The following is a 25,624-nucleotide window of genomic DNA, read 5'->3' as shown; positions in this document are numbered from 1 at the left end:
GTGCTATTCATTTATCGGTGAAATAATTCTAAAATTATATTCTATCGTCTGCTGTGGGTCCGTATATTCCGGGAATTTTATTTCCCGTTGATCTTAAATAGACAACCAATTCACCTCTATGATGGTACAAATGATTAAACAGAAAACCTCTAATTACCTGAACTTTTGGAGTAGGCGGGAAGAATATTTTTCCGTGCATTTCCATTTTCCATTCATTAAGATAAGTCTTTTCATCCCAGTTTTCTAAAACTTGTTGAGCTTTGGCAACGTTGTCTTCAAACTTAGCGACAATATTTTCGGCTTTGGAAATATCTCCTTTATCATACTGATACACTCCCATGTCAAAAACGTCCTGATTGAATGTATATTCATACCAGTTGTATATTTCTGCTATATGGGACGCTAATTGGGCTGTGGTCCAGTTTTTTTCTGAAGGTTTCCAATCCAGAGCACTGTCAGGAATGGCTTTTAAAATTCTTCTGCTATTTTCTGCTTCATGTAAAAACTCACCTAAAAGGGCTTGTTTAATCATGGTATTCGAATTAAATTATTGGGTAATATCTCTTCCTATTACTAATCTCTGGATCTCAGAAGTTCCTTCTCCGATGGTACAAAGTTTAGAGTCTCTGTAATACTTTTCAGCTGGGAAGTCTTTCGTATATCCGTAACCTCCAAAGATCTGAACCGCATTATTAGCAATTCTCACACAAGCTTCAGATGCATATAGTTTTGCCATAGCACCTTCTTTTGTCATTTTTTGCTTTGCATTCTTCAATGTTGCAGCTCTTTGAATAAGAAGTTCTGCAGCATCAATTTCAGTTGCCATATCAGCAAGCATAAAGTTGATAGCCTGGAAACTAGCAATTGATTTTCCAAACTGATGTCTTTCTTTAGCATATTTTAAAGCTGCTTTATAAGCACCTCTTGCAGTTCCTAAACTTAAAGCAGCGATAGAAATTCTTCCTCCATCAAGAATTTTCATAGCTTGCTTAAATCCTTCTCCAACTTCTCCTAAACGATGAGAATCCGGTACACGAACATTATCAAAGATTAGTTCTGCTGTTTCGGAAGCACGCATTCCCAGTTTGTTTTCTTTTTTTCCCGAAGTAAAACCTGGCATTCCTTTTTCTAAAACAAAAGCAGTAGAGTTATTCTTAGCTCCAATTTCTCCTGTTCTTGTCATTACTACGGCAATATCTCCTGAAATAGCATGAGTAATAAAGTTTTTAGCTCCATTAATGATCCATTCATCACCATCTTTCACAGCAGTTGTAGACATCCCTCCTGAATCTGAACCTGTATTATGTTCTGTTAATCCCCAAGCCCCAAGTACTTTTCCGCTTGCTAACTGAGGCAACCATCTATGTCTCTGCTCCTCATTCCCGAATTCATAAATATGATTGGTACAAAGAGAATTGTGTGCTGCTACAGAAAGTCCGATTGAAGGATCTACTTGAGAAATCTCATCCAGGATAGCAACATATTCATGATAACCTAACCCAGAACCTCCGTACTGCTCAGGAACAACAATTCCCATAAAGCCCATTTCTCCTAACTGATGAAATAAATCTTTTGGAAAAGTCTGGCTCTCATCCCACTCCATAATATTGGGTCTGATATTTTTTTCAGCAAATTCCTTCGCTGTTTCTGCTATCATTTTAATGTTCTCAATAATCTCTGTATTCATATAATAAGTAAATAGTTAGTGCTCAAAGATACTTAAATTGTGGAAATACTAAAAATAATTGTTCCGGCGACAATATTACATTTGCAATAATTTAATTATCAGTTTTTTACAACAGGAGATTTAATATTTTTTTAATAATCAGGAGACCTTTGTAAATGAATTATTTCTCTACTTTAAAGCTTTAATTTTAAATATGAAAAAACTTTTATTTCCTGTCATTTTATTTTCGTCTTTTATTTTCGCACAAGCTCCTGCTGGATATTATGACGGAACAACCGGGCTTACGGGTTACGCTCTAAAGTCGAAACTGCATGATATTATTTCAGCAAAGAATATCAGTTGGCATTATGGTGATCTTACCAATTATTATAATCAGACTGATCTGGATGTATATTATGATCATGACGCAAGCAATACCACTTTGTTATTGGATATGTACTCTGAAATCCCGACAGGCCCTGATGCTTACGAGTATACAACAGCTAATTTAATAGGAAGTTCATCTGCTGAAGGACTAGGGTGGAATCGGGAGCATATGATGCCTCAAAGCACTTTTTACAGCAACTATCCAATGTATTCCGATCTGTTTTATGTTGTCCCTACTGATGCGAGAATCAATCAGTTAAGAAGTAATTATCCTTACGGAATTTCTATGACCACACCTTCTAATGTATTTTATACATTTACCAATTCCTCAAAGATCGGAAAAAGTGCCATTCCTAATTATGTATATACAGGTCGTGTTTATGAACCTATTGATGAGTTTAAAGGAGATGTAGCCAGGAGTCTATTGTATTTCGCTGTCCGATATGAAGGGAAATTAAGTACTTTTAACTTTAATAATAATTCAAATCCAGCCTCGGACACCAATCCTTTAAATGGTACTGAGGAAAAGGCTTTTGACGATGCTTATATTGCAATGTTGCTTCAATGGCATACACAAGATCCTGTTTCCCAAAGAGAAATTGACAGAAATAATGCGGTGTATGCAATCCAGAAGAATAGGAATCCATTTATAGATCATCCACAATGGGTAAATGCTATTTGGAATCAAACCCCGGATAATGTTGCTCCTCAGGCTCCATCTGATTTTAACGCAACTCAGATAAGTAATTACTTTACAACGCTAAGTTGGCTGCCAAGTTCAAGCTCAGATGTTATTGGATATAAAATCTATCAAAATGGAACACTGGTCGCTTCTACAAAAAGTACTTCTATAAGCATTGATCATCTTTTACCTTCTACAAATTATTCTTTTACCGTAAAGGCATACGATAATGGGTACTTACTTTCGCCGGATAGTAATGTGATTTCGGTAAATACACTTGCCTCTGATGTCTATGCAAAAGACCTTTTTATCTCTAAATATTTAGAAGGAACATCAGATAATAAAGCAATAGAAATTACAAACAGAACCGGACATCCGGTTAATTTAAGTGATTATAGGTTGTCAATTCAGTTTTCGAGCACAAACAATTATTACTTTCCAGCTCCTTACGAATTGGAAGGGATTATTCAAGATAATGAAGCCTTTGTTTTGTTAAATCCAAATGCTAATTTTTCATGCTATACAAATGACGAAGCTAAATTTGTTACAGCAGCTCCTCAAATGACCTATTCTGGAAGTCAATACCTTGAATTGCGATATAAGTCATTAACAGTTGATGCCATCGGAATAAAATCTCAATCTAATTTTTCAGTGCTGGGTAATGTCTCTTTATATAGAAAAGCAAGTATTAATCAACCAACAAATTCTTTCAATATTAATGAATGGGATATTCATTCCAGTAATTATTGTGAGGATCTGGGAACTTTGTCTGCATTACCTGATATTCGTTTTGTTGAAAATGATACATTCAAAATCTATCCAAACCCTGTACAGGATCGTATTTTTGTAAGTGGAAAAACAGAAAACATAAAAATAGCTCAAATCATAGATTGGTCAGGAAGAAGCATTATTACTGAAAAGCTGCCATTTAAAAACAAGACCAATATTTCAGTACAAAATCTACAGCCAGGAATATATTTGTTGAAGTTAGATGACAAAACATATAAGCTTATTAAGAAATAATTTTAAAGAAGATACCTGTTTTAGGATAACAAAATATAATGAAAATAGATTTTACACGTTTATTTTATAATCTCTAAATCCCGTAAAATCTTCTGTTTTAGAGATAATCGATATAAGCAGATTCACTAATAATTAATATCTATAAGTGTTTCTGCTTATATCTTTTATTTATAAGTAATTATGCTTATATTTGCAAAATGATAGCGGTCATTACCGGTGATATTATAAATTCGCAACATGCAGACACAGAAGTTTGGATCACCAAACTAAAGAATCTCCTGGAGAATTGGGGAAGCTCACCCCTAACATGGGAAATTTACAGAGGTGACGAATTCCAATTCAAATGTACTATCGATGAAGTTTTCTGGCGTTTTCTTGCCATAAAATCTATTATAAAAAGTCAGGAAAATTTAGATGTAAGAATGGCCATCGGTATTGGTGAAGAAAATTTTTCATCTGAAAAAATTACGGAATCCAATGGAACGGCATATGTACATTCCGGAAGACTGCTTAATGGACTGAAGAGTGACGGAGATACTGTTGCTATTAAGACTTCTAATGAGGCGGTAGATAGAGATCTTAACATGCTCTTGAAGTGGTCATCCAAGGATTTTGATAACTGGACAATGGCTACAGCCGAAATTATTCATGAAATGATCATGAATCAAGATATTACACAGGAAGATCTTGCCAAAAAATTTGCCATCTCACAATCCTCGGTAAGCCAGAGGTTAAAACGTGCAAATTATGACCTTATTATAGAAACTAATCAATATTTTAGAAAGAAAATTTCAGAACTGTAAAATGATTTTCACTAAACTCATATTGGCACATTTACTCGGAGATTTTCTTCTTCAGCCAAATTCATGGGTTGCTGATAAAGAAAATCGTAAGCTGAAAAGCAAATATTTATACTTACATATTCTTATTCATACTGTTTTAACTTTCATTTTCCTTTGGGATCTGCAGCTTTGGTGGATCGCTATTTTAGTGGGAGTTTCTCATTTTATTATTGATGTATGTAAGCTAAGTTTTCAAAATGTAAAAACAAAAAAAAGATGGTTTTTTATTGATCAATTCCTTCATGTTTTGGTAATCGTCGGAGTTTCATTCTATTTTAAGGAATTCGACCTTAAAATTTTAGAAAATCAGGATTTTTTAAAAGTATTGATGGCTGTTTTATTTTTAACGACTCCATCATCTATTATCATTAAAATATTATTGTCTTCATGGACTCCGGTTGCTGAAGCACAAAACAATATACAAACCGAATCTCTTACGAGTGCCGGAAAATATATAGGGATCTTGGAACGTCTACTGGTATTCATTTTTATTTTAGTGAATCATTGGGAAGGCGTAGGTTTTATGGTTGCTGCAAAATCTGTTTTCAGATTCAGTGATCTTGCACAGGCCAAACAACGAAAGTTAACGGAGTATGTACTCGTCGGCACACTTTTAAGTTTTGGAATGGCTGTTCTAACAGGAATTTTAATTAAATAATTATAAATCTAACTATAAAAGACAATTTAGAAAATGGAAAAGAAAGAAATGTTGTACGAAGGTAAGGCTAAACAAGTGTTTGCTACCGATAATCCTGATCAAGTAGTAGTGCGTTTTAAAGATGATGCTACCGCTTTTAATGCTCAGAAAAGAGGACAAGTTGATCTGAAAGGCGAAATGAACAACGCGATCACTACTTTGATTTTTGAGTATTTAAATGAAAAAGGGATTAAAACTCATTTCATTAAACAATTGGACGAAAGAGAACAATTGGTAAAAAAAGTATCCATTATTCCTTTAGAAATGGTTGTAAGAAACTATTCTGCAGGAAGTATGGCTCAAAGATTAGGGGTAGAAGAAGGAATAAAATCTCCGGTAACTATTTTTGACATCTGTTATAAGAAGGATGAATTAGGAGATCCACTAATCAATGATCACCATGCTGTTTTCTTAGGTGCAGCTACTTATGAAGAACTTGATGAGATGTATGAGTTAACTTCAGATATCAACGAAATTTTGATCGATCTATTTGATAAGATGAATATCATCCTTGTAGATTTCAAAATCGAGTTAGGTAAAACTTCAGATGGTGAGATCATCTTAGCCGATGAAATTTCTCCAGATACTTGTAGATTATGGGATAAGGACACTATGAAGAAATTGGATAAAGACCGTTTCCGTAGAGACTTAGGAGAAGTAACTGAAGCGTACGTTGAAATTTATAACAGATTGAAAACTTTACTAGGTAAATAATTTCAGTCAGTAGATCTCAGATGCTGTATAATAGCCTCTGATTTATTCATTACAGAAAAGTTTAAAATTATAATTTGAAGTTAACTTAGACTTAATTTTAAGATCTAACTTCTAATATTTAGAAAAAATGGAAAGTTTAGACATTCATAAAAGTGAATATTTAAAACAGTTTAAAAACCAGGCCTACGGTAGGAATCTTTTCAGAACCAATGAAGAAGAAAGACTTGATGCTCCCAATGAGGAGTGTGGGATTTTCGGATTATATTCTGATAATGATCTGGATACGTTCTCTCTTTCTCAATTCGGGCTTTTTGCATTACAGCACAGAGGCCAGGAAGCTTGTGGTATTTCCGTTCTGAAAGACGGAAGGATCAACAATATGAAAGATGAGGGATTGGTTTTAGATGTTTATAAAGATATTCAGAATCCTGAAGCTTTTATGGGAAATTCTGCAATAGGGCATACTCGTTATACCACTGCAGGAGACAAAAAGAAGTACAATTTTCAGCCATTTTTCGCGAAAAACGAATATGACCAGATTATACTTTCGATTGCACATAACGGTAACTTAACCAATGCGAAAGAATTAAAAGCTGAATTGGAAGCTGAAGGAGTTGTTTTCAGAGCAACTTCTGATTCTGAAGTAATATTGAGATTAATTCAAAAAAATCTTGATTTAGGATTAAGAGGAGCAATCAAAGCAACTATGGAAAAGATCGAAGGAGCTTATTCTGTAGTAGGAATGACGAGAAATAAATTCTTTGCATTCAGAGATTTCAATGGGATCAGACCTTTAGTATTAGGAGCTATTGATGAGAAATCATATGTAGTAGCTTCTGAGTCTGTAGCTCTTGATGCTGTTGGAGCACAATATGTTCGTGATATTTTACCTGGAGAGATCGTATATACGAATGAGAATGAAACTGGATTACATTCTTATATGGTTAATGATAAAGGAAGACAGAGAATCTGTTCTTTTGAATATATTTATTTTGCAAGACCCGACTCTACATTAGAAAATATTAATGTTTATGAGATCAGAGAAAAGTCTGGTGAGAAAATTTGGGAGCAAGCACCTGTAGATGCCGATTTAGTAATTGGAGTTCCGGATTCTGGAGTACCAGCTGCAATTGGTTTTTCTAAAGCTTCAGGAATACCTTTCCGTCCAGTTTTGATCAAAAACAGATATATTGGTAGAAGTTTCATTGTTCCTACTCAGGAAATGAGAGAAAGGATTGTCAATTTAAAGTTGAATCCTATCATTTCTGAGATCAAAGGAAAAAGGGTAGTGATCATCGACGATTCTATCGTCCGTGGTACTACTTCCAAAAGGTTGGTTAAGATCTTAAAAGACGCTGGTGTAAAAGAAATCCACTTTAGAAGTGTTTCACCACCTATCATCGCACCTTGTTATTTAGGAATTGACACACCGTCTAAAGATGATCTGATTTCTGCAAATATGACAACAGAACAGCTTAGAGATTATTTAGGAGTTGATTCTTTAGAGTTTTTAAGCACCGACAATCTTAAGGAGATTTTAGGTTCTTCTAATCATTGCTTTGGATGTTTTACAGAAGAATATCCTGTAGCAAAAGGAGAGGAATTAGAACTGTTTAATTAATTGTTTACATTAAATAAAAAAAAGGCCAGATATAATTATCTGGCCTTTCTTATTCTGTAAAACATAAATCCAAATTTGAGGGCTCAACTTTTTGTTTTTTCATATAAATGTAGCATAAGCTTAATATTCTTGTATTACATAGTGCACAAGTAAGTTTTAATTTTGTAAAATGAAAATTCAGGATATGAAACACACATTTTTCACAGCTATTTTTCTTGTATTTGTTCAATTGTATTCTGCTCAATCTTTCGATAAGCAGGCACACCGTGGAGGCAAATCTCTATATCCGGAAAATACAATCCCAGCTATGAAGAATGCATTAAAAATGGGTATTACCACACTTGAAATGGATTTAGCCATCACAAAGGATAAAAAAGTAATTCTTTCCCATGATGCTTTTCTTTCACCTGAACTGGTAACAAAGCCTGATGGAACCTATATTCCCAAAGACTCTGGTTTTTACTATAAAATTTATGATATGTCTTATGCGAGAATTCAAACATTTGATGTAGGCTTAAAAAAACTTGACAATTATCCTGATCAGAAGAAAATGAAGGTACAGAAACCTCTTTTTTCAGAGGTAATAGATGCATGTGAGACTTATTCCCGAGAGTTGAAAAGACCTTTGCCCTTCTATAATATAGAAACTAAAACCCGTCCTTTCTCTGATAATATCTTTCACCCGGAACCAAAAGAATTTATGGATCTGATGATGAAGGTTATCTTAGAAAAAAAGATTCAAGATCGCGTTATTATTCAATCTTTTGATCCAAGAACACTTGAAATTATCCATAAAGAATATCCTAAAATAATGACGGCTTTACTGGTTGAAAAAGTTGATGATAAAAAGCTCGCACAACAACAGTATTACTTTAAAAACATACCAGCAGAGAAATTCAAACTATACCCGAATCATCTTAATGGTGTATCCGGAGATATGAAGTTTCTAAGCTTTATTCCTACTATCTACAGTCCGGATCAGTCTCTTGTTACTCCTGAATTGGTGAAGGAATGCCATACAATGGGGATGAAAGTTATACCATGGACCGTTAATACTAAAGAGAGATTAAAGGAACTAAAAGGTATGGGAATAGATGGATTGATTAGTGATGATCCACGAATATTTGAATAAACTTTTACCTTATTTTTACTTTCTTGATTCAATAGAAATGGCTGGAAGAAGTTCTTCCAGCCATTTTACAATGCAAAAAGCTGCATTTTATGGTTAAAAAATTGGTTGTGGTTATTAAAACTTATAGTTCAAACCTAACTGAAATGCTCTGTTGTTGTTTTCAGCTGCAGGTCGGTTATTATCAATCTTAGTTAAACTGTTAACATATCTTGCGTTAATTCCTAAATTAGGAGTAAAGTAGTAACCAAGACCAATACCTAAACCGAAATTGAATTTGTTGATGTTATCTTTATCAATGGTTTCAGAAGTAGATTCTCTCTGAGTAGTGGTTATACCTGCTGTAGTACTTGTAACAGTTGTTTCACCTTTGTTTTTTCCGTTGATGAAATAACTGAACTCAGGACCAGCTTCGAAATAAAAATTATCTACTGGTTTAAACTGTACCATTAATGGAACTGAAATATAATTCAATGTAGTTTTAAAATCTGACTGTCTTTTTACAGTTGTAGCACCTGTTGTAACTTCAGAAGAAGAAAGAACACTCTTTGCCCCTAATTGGTTATACAATACCTCCGGTTGTAAACTAATTTGTTTAGATAATGGGATATTTACGAAAGCACCTGCATTAAATCCTATTTTCTGATTGTTTGCACTTAATTTTTGCTGACTGAAATAAGCAGAAGTTGCCCCTGCTTTAATACCAAATCTAATAGGTTCCTTTTCCTTATTAACGGTGGTAATAGTAGTCGTTGTCGTTTGTGTTTCTTGAGCGAAAGCTAATGAGCCAGCAACTATTGCTAGTCCTAGAAATAACTTATTCATAATTTAATTTTTTAATTTTACTATTTCTTTTCGCCTGGATTATTCATTCAGACTCGATGTATTTTGCAAAAGGCTTGCCATAATTATAATTTGATGATTTGCAGTAAGATATGTCAAGAAGCGCCTATTTAAAACAATCTTCAATATTACACTTGAGGGGGATTTTTTTAGTTAATTTCAATTGTTTGGTTAAATTTTTAAGTTAAATTCAATTGAAAAAAAATATGTGCATTTTTTGAAATATTTTTTAATATTATCTTTATTCATCGATCATTGCCATGCTTTTTCTTATAAATGTTATAGTTTAATGTTTAAATCTACGATGCCAAATACTTTATTTACTTATCATTTATGGTTACTTTATTACATTTTAATAAAACAAATAGCATTAAATAATATAAAGATTATCTGTTAATTCTTATAATAGAAGTATCAAATCACGGATCTTCATGAAACAATGTACAGTGGTTTTAAAAGAATATGAGAGAATAGAAGAATAGAGTATTAATGAAAATAAAAAGAATGTCAACTTATAGAATAAAAAACCGGTTAGATTTAAGTAAATCTAACCGGTTATACCGTAATTAAAACAGTGTTATTTGTTGAATTTGTAAGTAAGACCTACTTGGAATACATTATTTTTTCCATCAGCCTGAAAACCATTTACTTCTTTAGTAATATTAGTAACACCTGCTACATATCTTAAATTAACACCAATGTTTTTGGTAAAGAAATATCCTGCACCTAATCCTATACCAAAATCAAAACTTTTAAGAGCATCCTTAACATCTACTGATACGGATTGTCTTTTAAGAGTGGAATCGATCAGGAAACTGAATTGCGGTCCTGCCTCGAGGTAAAGCTGTGGGGTAGCATTATATTGGAACATTACCGGAACTGAAATATAACTTAAATTCAACTTTCCATTACCATTTCCATCTTCTTTTGTTCCTACCCCATTATATAATATTTCAGGCTGTACACTAAAACTTGAAGCAACAGGGACGTTCATTAAAACACCTCCGTAAAATCCAGCTTTTGCTTTAGTATCATCACCAGAAACCGTAGAAATGTTAAGACCGGCTTTAACTCCAAATGTTTGAGCAAATGTTAGCGAGCTTGCAACAACTGCTAATCCTAATAATAATTTTTTCATAGTTTAAATTGTTTTTTAATCTTAGCTATTTTATGCAAATTTCTTGCCAAAAAATGTTAAAATAGTTAAAATATACATGTGATTTCTTAAAATTAATGATTGAAACCCAAGTTGTTTTATAAAAATTCAAAATTTAATTCTGAAGTTTATTTGAATTTATACACTAATCCTATCTGGAAAACATTATTTTTTCCTTTAGGTTGCATACCTCCGATTTCTTTGATAACATCTCCAACACCAGCTATATATCTTGCTGTAAGACCAAGGCTTGGGATAAAGAAATATCCTGCGCCGATACCAATTCCAAAGTCAAAACTTTTAATATAATCCTTTCCGTCTACTGACGTTGAGCCATTTTTAAATTTAGAATCAATCAGAAAGCTAAATTGAGGACCCGCCTCAAGATAAAATTGTGGAGTAGGGTTGTATTGAAACATAACAGGAACTGAAATGTAATTCAAGTTGGTTTGAAGATCATTATTCCCTTTAACCTTAGTCCCTATACCGTTGTATAAGATTTCTGGCTGAACACTAAAATGGGGTGCAACAGGAACGTTCATAAGGACGCCACCATAAAATCCTGCTTTTGCTTTAGAATCACTGGTATTGATCGTTGAAAGATTGAGACCTGCCTTTACTCCAAATTTCTGAGCAAAGAATAAAGAACTTGAAATAACAGCTAAACCTAGTAATAATTTTTTCATAGTTTAAATTTTTTTTAAAATTTAAACTATCGGAGCAAGTACCTTACCAATGGAGTAGAACTATTGAAAATATATGAAAAATGGTTAGATTTAACCAGTAAATCTAACCATTTTATTGAAATCAAAATTTGTTATCTGAATGTGTTTCTTAAGCTTATTTGAATTTGTAAGCTAAACCTACCTGGAATACATTATTTCTTACTGCATCAGATCCACTAGGTCTGTTTTTAGCTACATCTGTTAATCCTGCTACATATCTTGCTGTAACACCAAAGTTTGGAGTAAAGTAATATCCTGCACCTAGACCAATACCAAAATTAAAGGTATTTAAATTATCTTTATAATTATCGGTCGTAGATGAGTTACCATTACTTTCATTTTTCACTTTATTTTTGGCACTAACCATTAATCCAAATTCAGGTCCTGCTTCTACATAAAGATTAGGAATAAAATTATACTGGAACATTACCGGTACAGTAATATAATCTAATTTTGTTGAAGCTGAATATTTAGTACCTAATACAGTATAATCAGTTTTATTACCATACTGAGAATAAAGAACCTCAGGTTGGATACTGAAAGAACTTGCAATTGGGATATTTGCAAATACACCAGCATTAAAACCTATTTTAGATTTTTGATCATCCAAACCATTATCTTTAGAAAGAGATGAAACGTTCATACCTCCTTTAACACCAAATGTAACTGGGCTAGAAGATGAAGTAGAAGTTGATGTTGTTTGCTGAGCAAATGCGAATGAACTTGCAGTTACTGCTAATCCTAAAATTAACTTTTTCATAACTTTAATTTTTTAATATTTTACTTTCTTAATTTTAAATTTTACTACTGTCAATTTTCCGTTGACGGGGAGTATCTTTCAAATTGGATGCCAAAGAATGAAATATGACAAAAATCAGGTAGGCTAAAACAAAGGAAATGATCATGATCCAAACTCAAATCATTGATTATCAGATGATAATTTACATTAAACAAATGTTTGTTTAACACAACTTAAAAATCACTTAAATTTAACTATACCTTAATTTTGGTAAAAAAAATACTAGTAATCGCGAAAATCACTTGCTATTTTAATAAATCCTTTTAGACTTTACTTATTGTATGAAAGGTTAATGCTGATCTATGTGATATATGATAAATAGGGTTCAATGTCCGTTAGAAGTCCATGTATTGGTGTTATCTTTTCACTATGCTCAAATAAATTCTATAAAAAAATCCCGATTTTTACAATCAGGATTCTACTTTATATTCTCAAAAAGCTTTTAGGCATCATTTAGTTTTCTATAAAAATGAAGAGACTTTTCTATATTTTCCTGGCTGCATTCATGATCATAAACACATGACCCTATTCCTGAAAGCAGGGAGAAATTAATTTTCTTTTCGGTATTCTTTTTATCATTCAGTAATAATGCAGAAAGATCTTCATCTTTAAAGTCACTGATATCTAAATAAGGATAGTATCTTCTAACGTTATCAATGATCATTTCTGAGTCTACTTTTGAGATCAAGCCTTCGAGATGAGAAAGATGTGCTTCGCAAATCATTCCTGCAGCAACAGCTTCACCATGCAGAATAGGATTTCCCTGTTCCAGGCAAGAACTTTCGATGGCGTGACCAATAGTATGGCCGAAGTTCAGTGTTTTTCTAACATTCTTTTCATGAAAGTCCTGCTCAACAACGTCCTGTTTAATAGCCATGGAGGTCTGAATATGAGGAAGTAATGCTTCTACATCAAGTTTTTGAATTTTTATCAGATTATCCCAATGCAGTTTATCAGCAATTAAACCATGTTTCAGCATTTCAGCAAAACCACTTCTTAACTCCTTAAAAGGAAGGGTTTCCAAAAATGGTGGGTATACAAAAATCTGCTCAGGGAATGTAAATGTTCCCACCATATTTTTATAATGCATCAGGTCAATTCCTGTTTTTCCGCCTATAGAAGCGTCACACATTGATAAAAGGGTAGTAGGGATATTAATAAACTGAACGCCTCTTTTATAAGTAGAAGCAACAAAACCACCCATATCAGTAATAACACCACCACCAAGATTAATAACCAATGCTTTTCTGTCGGCCTGCATTTCCGTTAAAATCTCCCAAAGCTGATTGGCAGTCTGAATATTTTTCATTTCTTCGCCTGCCTCTATTTCCAAAATTTCGAAACCTAAATCCGTTTCCATATTGCCTAAAAGAACAGGAAGGCAGTATTCATGCGTGTTTTCATCAACTAATATAAAGATTTTACTGAAAGATTTTCCATGTAAAAAAGCATTTAATTGAGAAAACTGATCATTTAATAGTGTTATCATTTCCGGAATAATATATAATTAATTGTAAAACAATATCGCAAAGTTATGATTCTTAATTTTTAACTCATAACTAAATTACTATCTTTGCAAAAATATTTAGAATGAGCAGAGACAATAATAATTCAGGAAAACCTAAAAGACCCAGAGTTTCAACTAGAAATTCAGGCAGTTCTCGTGCTCCTAAATCTGGAAATTCTTCAGAATCAAAACCTTTCAAAAAACCATTTTCGAAAAGCGGTGACAAAAGTTTTGGACAAAAAGATAGAAATGAAAGTGGCAATTCAAAATTTGAGAAAAAGCCTTTCAGTAGAAGTGATAGAGACACAGATGGCAGCTCTAGACCTTTTAAAAAACCTGATTCTAGGAGAGGTGAAACAAATTTTGAAAGCCGAGATGAAGATCGTAACCCAAAATCTGAGAGACCACCTTATATTACTAATCAAAGCGAAAGCAGAGAAAGAAAGACTTACGGGAAACCAGCTCCAAAAAGAGGCGGAAAAAGTTTCGACAGTAGAGATAAATATGAGCGAGGCAGCTTAAAGTATGGCAGAAGAGCTTCTGCAGGAAATGAAAGAGATGAAGACAAAGCAAGATCTTTTGTACAGAAAAGAAGATTAAGCAAAATCGAAAAAGATATTCATAAGGATACGATCCGTCTTAATAAATACATCGCAAACTCAGGGATATGCAGCAGGAGAGAGGCTGATGAGCTGATCACACAAGGGTTGGTAGAAGTAAACGGAAAAGTAGTTACTGAGATGGGCTACCAGGTTCAGAAAAGTGACAAAGTGATCTTTGACGGGCAAAACATCACTCCTGAAAAACCGGTTTATGTACTTTTAAATAAGCCTAAAGGATATATTTCTACAACGAAAGATGACAAAGCAAGAAAAACTGTAATGGATCTTGTTGCTAATGCTTCTCCTTACCGTGTTTTTCCTGTAGGAAGATTGGACCGTTCTACAACGGGGGTTATTCTTCTTACTAATGACGGACACATGACAAAGAAGCTAACTCACCCATCTTTTGATGCTAAAAAAATCTATCATGTAACATTGGATAAAAAATTGTCCAATGAAGACATGAAGCTAATTGTTGAAGGTATTCGTCTTGATGAAGGTGTAGCAGTGGTAGATCAAATTTCATATATCGAAGGGAAACCTAAAAATGAGGTTGGGATTGAAATCCATATTGGATGGAACCGTGTTATCAGAAGAATATTCCAAAGATTAGGATACGAAGTTGAAGCCTTAGACAGAGTGATGTTTGCAGGATTGACAAAGAAAAATATCAAAAGAGGACACTGGAGAATTCTTTCAGAATTAGAGGTGAACAACTTAAAAATGCTTTAAGAGTTATCTGTTTTGAGTGATGAATTAAGACTTTTAATCGCGATCCAAAACAACATAGCATTTAAAAATACAGGCGTGGTCAAATATGACCACGCTTTTTTTTGTACTGTATTTTGACTTCTGTTTTGTTTTTCTAGTTCTGTTATAAACATAAATTGTCATCAATAGAGTGTGATAAAGAAGCCCATTCCAATTAATGATAATAGTTTTTTGTAACCGGAGTTTTATTTTTATTTTAAAAACTGAGGTACTTTTCGTTGTGGATTACTCTGTTCAAAAGTATAAGCCATAGTAATCAATTTTCCTTCCTGCCATTTTTCGGCAAAAAATGAAATACCAACGGGTAGTTCATCAACATATCCCATAGGTAAAGTAATGCTTGGATATCCAGCAATAGCAGCAGCATCTGCACTTCCATACGAATAATGATCCCCATTTTTTAAATCTGTTTTCCAGGCTTCTGTGGTGGTTGGGGCAATGATGGCATCTAATGTGTATTTTTTCATTGCGAAATCAATTCCATTATCCTGACTTCCTTCTTTAGCTACTTTTACAGCATTTGCATAATTTTTGTCTTTTGTTCCATCTCCTTTTGCTGAAAGTATCAGAAACTCTTGTCCAAAATATTGTAATTCTTCTTTATTATTTTTATTGAAAGCAATCAGTTCATCTATATTTTTTATTGGAGCATTCTTTCCTAAAGATTGAAAGTAATCATTAAGTCCATCTTTATATTCTGCAACCATCAGTTCAAAAGATTTCTGCTGTACTTCCTCAGAAATAAGCTCTTTTCCTATCTCTACAATAATAGCGCCCTGATCTTTTAAGTTTTGTAAGGTTTTTAAAAATAATTCATCTACTTTTTTGCTGGCACCATTGGTAATCCCTTTTATATAACCGAATCTTTTACCCTTAAGTCCATTTAAGGTTAGAAATTTCGTGTAATCTTTATGTAAAAACTGACTGGACCCCACTGTCTTAATATCGTTTTTATCTTCACCGACTATTGTTCCGAGACTAATTGCAATATCTTTTACTGTTCTGGCCATTGGCCCGGGTGTATCTTGGGTGCTTGAAATTGGAATGATCCCTTTTCTTGAAATTAAGCCTACTGTAGGTTTCAGTCCTACCACTCCGTTGAGGCTGGAAGGGCAGACAATAGATCCATTGGTTTCTGTTCCAATGGCAATAATACCAAGATTGGCTGAAATGGCTGCTCCGGAACCGGCACTAGATCCGCAGGTATTTCTATCCAGGATATAAGGGTTTTTGGTTAATCCACCAAGACCACTCCAGCCACTCGTAGATTTCATACCCCGAAAATTAGCCCATTCGCTGAGATTTGTTTTTCCAATGATCACGGCACCTGCTTCCCGTAATTTTTTTGCCAGATAACTATCCTGTAAAGGGAACGAATTCTTTAAAGCTAAAGAACCAGCTGTATTTGGCATTTTATCGTGTGTATCAATATTATCCTTTAATAAGACAGGAATTCCGAATAAAGGTTTGTCCTTTAATTTTAGATCAAGATGATCAAGAGAGTCCGCAATTTTAAGGGCATCGGGATTTATAGTAATTATAGAATTTAACTGAACTCCATTTTTGTCGATGTCATTAATTCGTTTTAAATACGCCTCAACCACTTCTTTTACGGAAGTTTTGTGGCTTTTATATAAGCTTTGAATCTTTTGGATATCATATTCCAAATATTTAAATTCATTGGCAGGCGAGGTCTGGGCTTTTGCTAAAAATGCACTAAAAAATACTGCTGACAAAATAACTTTTTTCATTGAAGAGATTTTTCCAAATGTAGATAATTATCTTATAACGATGTGTTTAATGATTTATAAATTTCAAGGTTATTTAAGCAAAAAGCGCAGTAAATATTTACTGCGCTTTTTTATATTTTTTGAAATTTAAAACTATCCTAAAATGGTAACTCCTTTTTGGATCATCTCATAAATTGCATCCCTTCCATTATCCGGTTTTACATTCACTGCACGGGTTCCGTTAAAATGCAGACAAGTTACGTATCCATTAGCTACAGCATCTGTACAAGTAAATTTTACGCAATAGTCCATTGCCAAACCTACAATTTCTAGGAGCTGTATGTCGTGGTATTTTAAGAAGTCATCAAGACCGGTTTTCATAAAGTGATTGTTATCCTGAAAACCACTGTAGGCATCAATTTCAGTATTTTTACCTTTCTGAATAATATGGGTTACTTTATCTCTGTTCAGATCTTTATGAAATTCGGCTCCAAAAGTCCCCTGAACACAGTGATCAGGCCACATAAACTGAGGGACTCCTCCTAAAATAATACTTTCGCCAACCTTTTTTCCATTATTACTTGCAAAGCTTTTATGGTCTGCAGGATGCCAATCCTGGGTTAAAACAATCTGATCGTATTCATTTTCTTCCATAAGAAGATTAATATAGGGAATAATTTCATTGGCTCCCGGAACAGCTAAGGCTCCACCTTCACAAAAATCATTCTGCACATCTACTATTATTAACGCTTTTTTCATATTTAGATTTCTCGAATTTTTGATAAATTTACAAAAACTAATACTCAAAAATTTGTCCAAAAATAAATTATCGGACAAAACGACAACAATAAAATTTAAAATGAATAAAATGAGCAATCAGGAATAAAAGAAATTTCCAAAATGTAAATTTTAATAGCCTGAATGTACCTGTACAATTAATAATCATTGGCATAATTTAGTTTCACGTGTAAACCAAATATCAATAGCTTATCTTTGCAGCAAAATAAGTATTCTATGTCATTTGAGTCTTTGGGATTATCACACCACATTATTCGTTCTATCAAAAAGTTGGGCTATCTGAAGCCTTTTCCAATTCAGGAGCAGGCTATTCCTGTTATTCTGCAAGGAAAGGATTTGATGGGAATTGCACAAACCGGTTCCGGAAAGACGGCTAGCTTTGTGATGCCTATTTTAGAAAAATTACAAAACTTAGAGGTTAAAAAAGATCGTAATGTTCAGGTTTTAATATTGGTTCCTACCCGTGAGTTAGCGATTCAAATAGATGAAGTTTTCAGAACTTTTACAGAGAATCTGAAGCGTGAGATCCGTACAATGGCTGTTTATGGTGGTGTTTCTATCAATCCACAGATGAAGGGAATGTTTGGGGTAGAAGTTCTTATTGCAACGCCTGGCCGTTTGTTAGATTTAATAGATCATAAGGCGTTGAGTATTTCAGAAATTAAACATTTAGTAATTGATGAGGCGGATAAAATGTTTCAATTAGGGTTTGGAGAAGAAATGAATAAGCTTTTCGCTCTGATGCCCGTAATGAAACAAACGACTATGTTTTCGGCGACCTTAGATGATAAGGTTTCTGAAATGAAAGAGCGTTTATCGATTAATCCTACGATTATTGAAATTAAAAAAGAAGAAGTTGAAATTGATAATATTGAGCAATTGGCTTATCATGTCTCTCCTGAAAATAAAGGCCCTTTTTTACGTTATTTAATTAAAGAAAAGAAGGTTGAAAAGGCGTTAATTTTTGTTTCTTCTACAAAATCTGCAGACAATTTAGTTGAAAAGCTTAAAAAAAATAAAATTAAAGCAGTAGCTATTCACGGACAGAAGTCACAGGGTGCCCGTAGAAATAATTTAGAAGAGTTTAAAGTAAACGGAGCTCAAATTTTGGTCGCTACGGATTTACTTGGCCGTGGTATTCACATCGAGTCTTTACCTTGCGTTATTAATTATGAACTGCCACGTTCACCCTTAGATTATATCCACCGTATCGGTAGAACGGGTCGTGCCAACGAAAAAGGGACTTCCATTACCATTCTGACGGATGATGAATTGCAGCACTTTCGAGTGATTCAAAAGAAAATGGGTAAAAAAGTGACTTTACAAAGAACAGAAGGTATTGATCTGCATGGTTATTAGTGGATGAATTTAAATAACAAGAGCTTCAATTTTAATAGAATTGAAGTTTTTTTATCTTAAATTTTGAAACATAAATAGATTAAAGATTCAATTTTCTGTAAAACAATATAGATCCTAAGGTTATTTTTCTTATTCTTTTACTACTTATTGCTTTGTTGCTTTTCTTGTAGTAATTTTAGGTCAAGTTTCAGAAGGATAGAAAATTGTCTATTGCCTCCTTAAAAGATAAGAACATATTAACCAAGATAATTAAAAATGAGTAATTTAGAACAAAAGAGATATCCGATAGGTCAGTTTGAAAAACCTGATCATATTTGTGATATTGAATTGGATAAGTACATGAAAGTGATCAAAAACTTTCCGGATAAATTAAGGGAGCTTATTGAAGATCTTACAGACGATCAATTAGATGCCCCTTACAGAGAAGGAGGTTGGACAGTAAGACAACTTGTTAATCATTTGGCTGACAGTCATATCAATAGTTATATTCGTTTTAAATTGGCTTTAACGGAAGATAATCCAACCATAAAACCATATGAAGAAGCAAAATGGGCTGAACTCCAGGATAGCATCAACATCCCTGTAAAGCCTGCTATGAGAATGATCAAAGGAACACATCAAAGATGGCATGTTTTGCTTAAAACGTTAACTAATAAACAGTTTGAAAGAACTTTTCATCATCCGGAAAATAATCAGGATTATGATTTGAGATACTATCTTGCTTTCTACGCCTGGCATTGTAATCATCATTTTGCTCATATTGAAAATCTGAAGAAAGAAAAAGGTTGGTAAAAAAGAGTCTTCACAATCGTATTTATTTTGATGAAATCATCAACAGAATCTCTATGTTGACCGAGAGTTATGAACATAAGTGGGGCAAAATGAACGTTTCACAGATGCTAAAACATTGTGATCTGGTTCTTCAGATTTCATTAAGAAAGATCAACCTTCCTCCTGTTAACCTTCTTTTTGGGACAATAGGAATTCTTACAAAAGTAGAGATGCAGATTTTTAACAATGGAATTCCCCGAAATATGCCGACTTTTCAAAAACTAATCGTTAATTTTGAATGTGACTTTAATGAAAGCAGAGAAGGGCTTTTAAAAACAATGAATGAATATTGGGAAAACTATACTCACCATAATCTACCAGAAAAGCATGAGCTTTTTGGAAAAATGACCGAAAGCGACTGGGGCTTTTTGGAGTATAAGCACCTCAATCATCATCTTAAACAATTTAATATATGAGTTTTTTTGATAAAATATTTGGTGGAAAAGAAGAGAAACCTGAAGAGAAATCTTTCTGGAAAAAAATACAATCTGAGGAAGATTTAGCAAAAGCTATTGAAAACTCGTATCATGATAAAATTGCAATATTCAAACATTCTACCAGTTGTTTCATCAGTAAAACAGTATTGAGAAATTTTGAATCAGAAATTAAAAACCTTGGTACTGACGTTGATCTTTATTTTTTAGATCTCCTTGCTTACAGGTCTATTTCCAATAAAATTGCGGAAGATCTTGATGTAACCCATCAAAGCCCACAGTTGATCGTAATAGAAAGCGGAAAGGCAGTCAACAACGCTTCACACCAAGATATATCCATAACCCAAATTACACGATGAAGAATATTAATAACTATTTAGCTAAAGTTTTAAATGTTCCCACAGAGCAGGTAAACAGCTGTAGCTTACATTACGAGGTAAAAAAGATACCCAAAAACCAATTTCTTTTACAATACGGTGAAATCTGCCGCTATGTTTTTTTCGTGGAGAAAGGGCTTTTGAAGATGTATTCCATCGATAAAAACGGAAAAGAGCATATTATACAATTCGCTCCTGAGAGCTGGCTCATTTCTGACAGAACGAGTATTTACTTCAACGAACAGTCTGTGTACTATATAGAAGCCGTTGAAGATTCTGAAGTCTTGTTTTTACACCCGGATTTCTTTAATAAACTGGTTTCTCAATTTCCGGATAGTGCTGAAAGAAGAGATATTTTAATACAAAAACATGTAAGAAGCCTTCAGGACAGGATCAATTCTTTGTTGGGGGAAACTGCCGAAGAAAGATACTTAAAATTCATCAAAATGTATCCAGACTTACTGTTAAGGGTTCCACAATGGATGATTGCTTCCTATTTGGGAATTACTCCTGAAAGTTTAAGCCGGGTAAGAAAAGAACTAGCGAGAAAAAATTTCGTTGTAGATTAAGACTGTCTGTCGATCATTTTGGCAAGTCTTCCGACCTCAATTAATTTTTGCTGTGTGTCCTCTGACCATGGGAGACCAATACACAATCTCATACAATTTTCAAACTGATCCTGGAGACTAAACATCCTTCCGGGCGCAATACTGATATTTTGTTTAATGGCCAGATCATATAGTTTTCTGGTCTGTATTTTTTTATCAAATTCTACCCAAAGGGAGAGTCCACCCTGTGGCCTGCTGGTTTTTGTACCTTCCGGAAAATACTGAATAATGGTTTGTACATAATTCTGGTAATTAGTCTGAAGAGTTCGGCGAAGTTCCTGTAGATGCTTTTCATATTTCCCGGTTTTTAGGAAATTGGCTACCGCTTCATTTACAATAGCAATGGAAGAGGTAGAATGGAGTAGTTTAAGCTTCAGTATTTTATCCTTATACTTTCCGGGAGCAATCCAACCTACACGATAACCTGGTGCCAGGGTTTTTGATACCGAACTGCAGTATAAAACATTTCCTTCTTTATCAAACGATTTACAGCATTTCGGACGGTGTGATCCAAAATAAATATCACCATAAACATCATCTTCGATGAGTGGAATATTATTTTCAGAAAGGAGTTTTACAACTTCTTTTTTATTTTCATCAGACATACAGCTTCCCAAAGGAGTATTAAAATTAGGAATTAGCAGGCAGATATCGATTTTGGGAATTGCTTTTTTTAAGGCCTCAATTTCTATCCCATGAGCAGGGTGAGTAGGTAATTCTAATACTTTAAGACCAAAACCTGTGGCCAACTGTAATATTCCGGGATAACAAGGACTTTCTATTGCTATTGTATCTCCGGGTTTTCCCAAAGCCATCAGGCAAAAAGACAAGGCATTCATCCCCCCATTTGTTGTTACCAGATCATTTTCGTGAAAATTTCCACCCCATGCTAATGATCTTTGAGCAATCATTCTTCTTAATTTTAAATTGCCCTGAAGTTCCTCATATTCGGCTCCTCCTGATTTCAGCTCTCTGGTGGCCTGAATAATTTCTTTTTTAAGTTTAGCTTGAGGAAGTAGGGCTCCTGAAGGAATAGCTATTGAGAAAAGGGTGAGATTATTTTTACCCATATTTTCATAGACTTTACTGATCAGTTCGTCGGGTTCGTTATTGTTAGCGATCAATGAGGGACGACTTACTTCGGGAAGGGGTAGTTTGATGGAAAGCAACTGACTGACGAAATAGCCTGACTGTGGTTTAGATTCAACCAGTGATTGTGATTCCAGTTCGAGAAATACACGCTTTGCTGTATTCATACTTATTTGATGCTCAAGGCATAGCTTTCTTACTGAAGGTAATTTATCTCCAGGTTTTAAAACCCCATTCCTGATCTGTGAAGCCAATCCATTGGTAATCTCTGTGTACAAAAATTCTTTATTCATATTTTCAAACTGTGCTCATGCAAATATACAAAACTGAGACTGTGTTTATTTATTTATCCTCTATAATTTTGACCTATTCAAAAAATATAAAATGATTACAAATAAAATTTCAAAAGATCAGGCAGTCAATGGATGGGTTAATGGCTTCATCGGAGTATTGTTATTTAGTGGATCTTTACCTGCGACAAAATTAGCTGTTATGGATATGAGTCCTATTTTTGTAACAATCGCACGAGCAGCAATCGCTGGGATACTTGCCTTGGCTGTTATTCTAATTTATAAGGAAAAGAGACCTGCAAAAGAACAGATATTACCTTTGATTTTAGTTTCCATAGGCTGTGTTATCGGCTTTCCGTTACTCTCTTCTTTAGCACTTCAGTATATAACTTCTGCGCATTCTATTGTATTTTTGGGAATGCTTCCATTAGCAACAGCTGTATTTGGAGTATTCAGGGGTGGGGAGCGTCCTCATCCTGTATTTTGGTTTTTCTCTATTGTAGGAAGCCTGTTGGTTATAGGATTTGCTGTTTCACAAGGAATTTCCGCCTCTCCGATAGGCGATATATTGATGTTGGCAGCTGTAATTTTATGTGGATTAGGTTATGCTGAAGGAGCGAAATTATCCAGAACATTGGGTGGATGGCAAGTGATCTCGTGGGCTTTGATCCTCGCTTTACCCTTAATGATTCCATTGTTTTTTATATATTTTCCTAAAGATATTCAAGTTGTGAGCAATCAAGCATGGTTTGGTCTGGCTTATATCTCCTTATTCAGTATGTTCATTGGTTTTATTTTCTGGTACAAAGGGCTAGCACAAGGAGGAATAAGTACAGTAGGTCAATTACAACTATTACAGCCATTTTTTGGATTGGCTTTAGCGGCATATTTTCTTCATGAACCCGTAAGCATAGGCATGCTTGGAGTAACGATTGGCGTAATTCTGTGTGTTGCAGGAACAAAAAAGTTCGCTAAATAATCTATTTTTATAAAAAATAAAGACCGCAGGTGAGGCGGTCTTTTTATATTACCAGGTTATTTTATTAATTATTTATATTCAGGGCTTTTAAAATTTTATGGAAAATTTCATTATTCTGATAAACACCCATAAAAAGATCAGCTTTTGGACCATAAGAAAATACGGGAATTAGCGTAGCAGAATGGTCTTCTGTAGTAAAGTCACCTTCAATTATACTGTTTTTTAGATTACCGTGAGGAATACTGAATCCACCAGTCTCATGATCAGCAGTAATGATCACTAAAGTTCCGGGATTCTGATCAGCAAACTGTATTGATTGACTAATCGCTTTATCAAAATCAATTCCTTCGGTAACGATTGTTCCAACATTATTGGCGTGACCACCGCTGTCGATCTGCGCACCTTCTATCATTATAAAGAAAGGTTTATTTTTATTTTTAAGAAACTGTAAACCATTTTGAACGACTTCTGGTAAAAGATTTCCACGGCCATTTAAAACTGATGGAACACCATTTTCTGACATAAAATAAGCTAATCGTGGGGATTTGCTTTCGGCAATATCTTTCGGCTGATCTACTTTAGAAAAACCTGACAGATCAGAGACTTTTGATTTGCCACCTGCAGCAAAGAAAGTCAGTTTACTTTTACTAAGATCAGAAGCTATCTCTTTTTCCATACCTCTGTCTCTTTGATGTGCATAAAATGCTGAAGGTGTGGCTCCTACAATTTCGTCTGTAGTAATGACCCCTGTATTAAATCCTTTTTCAGAGAGCACCTCCGTAAGGTTTTGTATAGACTTTCCTTCAGAATCCACACCTATAAAACGGTTGTTTGTTTTTTTACCGGTTGCAAATGCCGTAGCACCGGCTGCTGAATCTGTGGTGAAATTATCTACAGCCGTTGTTTTAATGAATCCGATATTCCTCAGTTGTGTTAGTGTCAGCTGTCCTTTATTAGCCAGAACAGATGCGGAAATTTGAGAAAGTCCGTTTCCATCGCCAATGAGTAAGATTACATTTTTTACCAGTTCATTTTTATTTTCATACAAAAACTTTGGTTGGTAAATCTCAGAAAAAAGACTGTTTTTAAATGTATGGTCTTTTAAATTCTGAACATAGGTCACACATTCTTTTGGATGATCCGTATTAATGTAGTCAACCCCTGCATTGACAAAAAATTCCCAAGAGGTTTTTGAATCCGGAGTAGCCCAGAAACGTATTGGTTTTTTGAATGCTTTAATTTTTTTTATAATATCCTGTACTTTAGGGAGGTCATCAATCATTAAACCTCCTTTACCATTCCAGTTTGAATATCTTTTAAAATCCTGACTGATCATAGCTACCTTTTGCCATTGTTTTGGAGATAGATCTGCTAAACTCTGATAATCAAATGTTATAAAATCGGGATAAGAGTTATATTTTTCCGGTTTAGGCTGATTCCCTGAAATAACAAAAGTAAAGCGTTTTTGATTGGCAATCTTGGGATGTTTCTGGATTTCTGAAACAATTTTTTGAAGACTTGGCTCGGCATCAGTCTTAATATCAATGAGAATCTGAATAGGGCGATCGGAAGCTAAATTAAGTTCTAAAGCTTTCTCGATGGGTTTCAGATACAATTCATCTAGTGTTCTTTCCTTTTTGATTCCATTTTCATGATGAGCAACATACAGCTCATTATTATCCAGAAATACATCAGCTTCTATAGAGGATGCTCCAGATCCCAACGCATACCAGAATGGTATCTTCTGCTCATAATCATTGTGAGAATGGACTTTAGGATTTTGTGCAAATCCGTGTAGAGAGAATACAAATAAAATGAGCGTAGAGATTTTTGTTAAATTGGAAGTCATACTTTCTTTTTTAAGCTGATTTATTTTTAAACCAATCAGCAAACAGGATGCGAAATTAATCATAATTCATACTTCTAAAATCATAGCATTTCCCTCTAAAACCAATGTTAACAGGT

The 25,624-nt window shown here is 34.1% G+C and carries 24 protein-coding genes; 13 read left to right on the top strand and 11 right to left on the bottom strand.

What is annotated here, in order from left to right:
* Positions 1-34: 34 nt before the first annotated feature.
* Both AC3WRL_RS16235 and AC3WRL_RS16230 read right to left on the bottom strand, forming a co-directional pair.
* Positions 35-532 carry a DinB family protein gene (locus AC3WRL_RS16235; RefSeq protein ID WP_492330751.1) on the bottom strand — a complete coding sequence of 166 codons (498 nt, stop codon included), beginning with the start codon at positions 530-532 and terminating at the stop codon, positions 35-37.
* Between the two features lie 15 nt (positions 533-547).
* Positions 548-1,687, bottom strand: a complete 1,140-nt coding sequence (locus tag AC3WRL_RS16230) for an acyl-CoA dehydrogenase family protein (RefSeq protein ID WP_214825178.1) — start codon at positions 1,685-1,687, stop codon at positions 548-550.
* A gap of 193 nt (positions 1,688-1,880) precedes the next feature.
* On the opposite strand from AC3WRL_RS16230, the gene AC3WRL_RS16225 reads away from it, so the two are divergent.
* From AC3WRL_RS16225 to AC3WRL_RS16200, 6 genes are all read left to right on the top strand, one after another.
* Entirely contained in the window at positions 1,881-3,758 is a 1,878-nt protein-coding gene (locus AC3WRL_RS16225) for an endonuclease (RefSeq protein WP_492330750.1), read from the top strand.
* 197 nt (positions 3,759-3,955) lie between these two features.
* A complete protein-coding gene (locus tag AC3WRL_RS16220) occupies positions 3,956-4,561 on the top strand; it encodes a SatD family protein (RefSeq protein WP_214825172.1) in 606 nt (201 codons plus the stop codon).
* 1 nt (position 4,562) lies between these two features.
* A complete protein-coding gene (locus tag AC3WRL_RS16215; protein ID WP_492330749.1) occupies positions 4,563-5,258 on the top strand; it encodes a DUF3307 domain-containing protein in 696 nt (231 codons plus the stop codon).
* Between the two features lie 33 nt (positions 5,259-5,291).
* Positions 5,292-6,011, top strand: a complete 720-nt coding sequence (gene purC / locus AC3WRL_RS16210; protein ID WP_034686328.1) for a phosphoribosylaminoimidazolesuccinocarboxamide synthase — start codon at positions 5,292-5,294, stop codon at positions 6,009-6,011.
* Between the two features lie 127 nt (positions 6,012-6,138).
* Positions 6,139-7,632 (top strand): amidophosphoribosyltransferase, encoded by a 1,494-nt coding sequence (gene purF / locus AC3WRL_RS16205; protein ID WP_214825166.1) that lies wholly within the window; start codon positions 6,139-6,141, stop codon positions 7,630-7,632.
* A 184-nt stretch (positions 7,633-7,816) separates the two neighbouring features.
* Positions 7,817-8,764 carry a glycerophosphodiester phosphodiesterase family protein gene (locus AC3WRL_RS16200; RefSeq protein WP_214825163.1) on the top strand — a complete coding sequence of 316 codons (948 nt, stop codon included), beginning with the start codon at positions 7,817-7,819 and terminating at the stop codon, positions 8,762-8,764.
* A 114-nt stretch (positions 8,765-8,878) separates the two neighbouring features.
* Here the strand turns inward: AC3WRL_RS16200 and AC3WRL_RS16195 are convergent, their stop codons facing one another.
* The 5 genes from AC3WRL_RS16195 to aroB all read right to left on the bottom strand — a co-directional run bounded on the left by AC3WRL_RS16195 (position 8,879) and on the right by aroB (position 13,773).
* Positions 8,879-9,586: a porin family protein gene (locus AC3WRL_RS16195; RefSeq protein ID WP_214825160.1), complete on the bottom strand. Its 708-nt coding sequence runs from the start codon at positions 9,584-9,586 to the stop codon at positions 8,879-8,881.
* A 595-nt stretch (positions 9,587-10,181) separates the two neighbouring features.
* On the bottom strand, positions 10,182-10,742 hold the full coding sequence (locus AC3WRL_RS16190) for a porin family protein (protein ID WP_214825157.1): 561 nt from the start codon (positions 10,740-10,742) through the stop codon (positions 10,182-10,184).
* A 146-nt stretch (positions 10,743-10,888) separates the two neighbouring features.
* Positions 10,889-11,446: a porin family protein gene (locus AC3WRL_RS16185; RefSeq protein WP_492330748.1), complete on the bottom strand. Its 558-nt coding sequence runs from the start codon at positions 11,444-11,446 to the stop codon at positions 10,889-10,891.
* A gap of 154 nt (positions 11,447-11,600) precedes the next feature.
* Positions 11,601-12,245, bottom strand: a complete 645-nt coding sequence (locus AC3WRL_RS16180; protein ID WP_214825142.1) for a porin family protein — start codon at positions 12,243-12,245, stop codon at positions 11,601-11,603.
* A 481-nt stretch (positions 12,246-12,726) separates the two neighbouring features.
* On the bottom strand, positions 12,727-13,773 hold the full coding sequence (gene aroB / locus AC3WRL_RS16175; RefSeq protein ID WP_492330747.1) for a 3-dehydroquinate synthase: 1,047 nt from the start codon (positions 13,771-13,773) through the stop codon (positions 12,727-12,729).
* A 431-nt stretch (positions 13,774-14,204) separates the two neighbouring features.
* On the opposite strand from aroB, the gene AC3WRL_RS16170 reads away from it, so the two are divergent.
* The gene (locus tag AC3WRL_RS16170; RefSeq protein ID WP_214826193.1) at positions 14,205-15,125 is read left to right on the top strand and encodes a pseudouridine synthase; all 921 of its coding nucleotides are present in this window, start codon (positions 14,205-14,207) and stop codon (positions 15,123-15,125) included.
* A gap of 230 nt (positions 15,126-15,355) precedes the next feature.
* Here the strand turns inward: AC3WRL_RS16170 and AC3WRL_RS16165 are convergent, their stop codons facing one another.
* Together AC3WRL_RS16165 and pncA are read right to left on the bottom strand one after the other, a co-directional pair.
* A complete protein-coding gene (locus AC3WRL_RS16165; RefSeq protein ID WP_492330746.1) occupies positions 15,356-16,915 on the bottom strand; it encodes an amidase in 1,560 nt (519 codons plus the stop codon).
* Positions 16,916-17,047: 132 nt separating this feature from the next.
* Positions 17,048-17,653 carry a bifunctional nicotinamidase/pyrazinamidase gene (gene pncA / locus AC3WRL_RS16160; RefSeq protein WP_214825133.1) on the bottom strand — a complete coding sequence of 202 codons (606 nt, stop codon included), beginning with the start codon at positions 17,651-17,653 and terminating at the stop codon, positions 17,048-17,050.
* Between the two features lie 255 nt (positions 17,654-17,908).
* Here pncA and AC3WRL_RS16155 point away from each other — a divergent pair, with 255 nt between their 5' ends.
* The 5 genes from AC3WRL_RS16155 (at position 17,909) to AC3WRL_RS16135 (ending at position 21,262) form a co-directional block, all read left to right on the top strand.
* Positions 17,909-19,051: a DEAD/DEAH box helicase gene (locus AC3WRL_RS16155; RefSeq protein WP_261512143.1), complete on the top strand. Its 1,143-nt coding sequence runs from the start codon at positions 17,909-17,911 to the stop codon at positions 19,049-19,051.
* Positions 19,052-19,306: 255 nt separating this feature from the next.
* Positions 19,307-19,843 (top strand): YfiT family bacillithiol transferase, encoded by a 537-nt coding sequence (locus AC3WRL_RS16150; RefSeq protein WP_492330745.1) that lies wholly within the window; start codon positions 19,307-19,309, stop codon positions 19,841-19,843.
* Positions 19,837-20,298, top strand: coding sequence for a DUF1569 domain-containing protein (locus tag AC3WRL_RS16145; protein ID WP_251040454.1), 462 nt, complete (start codon positions 19,837-19,839; stop codon positions 20,296-20,298). The genes AC3WRL_RS16150 and AC3WRL_RS16145 overlap by 7 nt, the downstream gene beginning before the upstream one ends.
* Positions 20,295-20,675, top strand: coding sequence for a bacillithiol system redox-active protein YtxJ (ytxJ, locus tag AC3WRL_RS16140; protein WP_492330744.1), 381 nt, complete (start codon positions 20,295-20,297; stop codon positions 20,673-20,675). Before AC3WRL_RS16145 ends, ytxJ begins: the two co-directional genes overlap by 4 nt.
* A complete protein-coding gene (locus AC3WRL_RS16135) occupies positions 20,672-21,262 on the top strand; it encodes a Crp/Fnr family transcriptional regulator (protein WP_214825124.1) in 591 nt (196 codons plus the stop codon). The genes ytxJ and AC3WRL_RS16135 overlap by 4 nt, the downstream gene beginning before the upstream one ends.
* On the opposite strand, the gene AC3WRL_RS16130 is transcribed toward AC3WRL_RS16135, so the two are convergent.
* Positions 21,259-22,683 (bottom strand): aminotransferase-like domain-containing protein, encoded by a 1,425-nt coding sequence (locus AC3WRL_RS16130; RefSeq protein ID WP_261512144.1) that lies wholly within the window; start codon positions 22,681-22,683, stop codon positions 21,259-21,261. The genes AC3WRL_RS16135 and AC3WRL_RS16130 overlap by 4 nt on opposite strands.
* Positions 22,684-22,774: 91 nt before the next feature.
* On the opposite strand from AC3WRL_RS16130, the gene AC3WRL_RS16125 reads away from it, so the two are divergent.
* Positions 22,775-23,659, top strand: coding sequence for a DMT family transporter (locus AC3WRL_RS16125; protein WP_214825122.1), 885 nt, complete (start codon positions 22,775-22,777; stop codon positions 23,657-23,659).
* A gap of 64 nt (positions 23,660-23,723) precedes the next feature.
* On the opposite strand, the gene AC3WRL_RS16120 is transcribed toward AC3WRL_RS16125, so the two are convergent.
* Positions 23,724-25,508, bottom strand: coding sequence for an alkaline phosphatase (locus AC3WRL_RS16120; protein WP_261512145.1), 1,785 nt, complete (start codon positions 25,506-25,508; stop codon positions 23,724-23,726).
* Positions 25,509-25,624 lie beyond the last annotated feature (116 nt).

It is taken from the genome of Chryseobacterium sp. FW101-FHT12H09 (assembly GCF_058790395.1).
Note: the sequence above shows the minus strand (reverse complement) of the source record. Positions and strands in the feature narration are given on the sequence as shown.